Here is a 1,076-nt window from a genome sequence, read left to right on the forward strand (position 1 = left end):
CCGATCGGGATGTCCGTCCCCGCACCCAACCGCGAGAGCGTCACCGCCAACGCGGCCTGCAACACCATGAACAGCGTCGCCCCACGCTCCCGCGCAAGTTCCACCAGCCCCTGGTGCGTCTCGGCGGAGACACTCAGCTGCACGCTCTCACCCCGGTACGAGGCGACGGCCGGCCGCTGCCGGTCGACGGGCAGCTCCAGCTCCTCCGGCGCCCCGTCCAGTGCCTCACGCCAGTACGCCACCTGTCGCGACAGCAGACTCCCCGGATCCCGCTCGTCGCCCAGCAACTCACGCTGCCACAGCGCGTAGTCCGCGTACTGCACCGGCAGTGCCGACCACTCCGGTGCCTCACCGCCCACCCGCGCGGCGTAGGCGGCCGACAGATCACGGGCGAGAACCCCGGTCGACCAGCCGTCCGTCGCGATGTGGTGAACCACCACCACAAGGATCCGCTCGACCGATCCCAGGGTGAACAGCGTTGCCCGCAGCGGGATTTCGGCAGAGAGAACGAACTCGTACCCGGACGCCTCGGCGATCGCGGCGGCCGCGGCGTCCTGCTCCAGTTCGACGGACCCCAGCTCGAAGCCCGACTCCTCCACCGGCAGAATCCGCTGGCAGGGCTGCCCGTCGACCGTGGGGAACACCGTGCGCAGGACTTCGTGTCGATCGACGACGTCCCGCAGGGCAGCGGCGAGCGTGTCCTGGTCCAAGTCGCCGGTCAGGCGCAGGGCCATCGGGATGTTGTAGGTGGCGCTCGGTCCCTCCAGTTCGCCGAGGAACCAGAGCCGGCGCTGGGCGTAGGACAGCGGCACCCGTTCCGGGCGTTCCCGGCGTGCGAGTGCGGCGCGGCCCTGGCCCGCCTGGCCCAGGGCGGCGGCGAGGGCGGCGGGGGTCGGCGCCTCGAAGAGCAGCCGCAGCGGCACCTCCGCACCCAGGAGAACGCGCACCCGGCTCACCAGCCGCGTCGCGAGGAGGGAGTGACCGCCGAGGGCGAAGAAGTCGTCCTCGACGCCGACGGCCTCCACACCCAGGACCTCGGCGAACGCCTGGCAGAGGAGCTCCTCCTGGGCGTTCGC

1 protein-coding gene is annotated in these 1,076 nt (G+C 71.8%); it reads right to left on the minus strand.

The features are described from left to right. Nucleotides 1–1,076, minus strand: a 1,076-nt coding sequence (locus ACFC1F_RS43445; protein WP_376167365.1) for a condensation domain-containing protein, incomplete at both ends; no start/stop codon positions are given.

This window comes from Kitasatospora sp. NPDC056181, assembly GCF_042266225.1.
Classification (GTDB): domain Bacteria; phylum Actinomycetota; class Actinomycetes; order Streptomycetales; family Streptomycetaceae; genus Kitasatospora.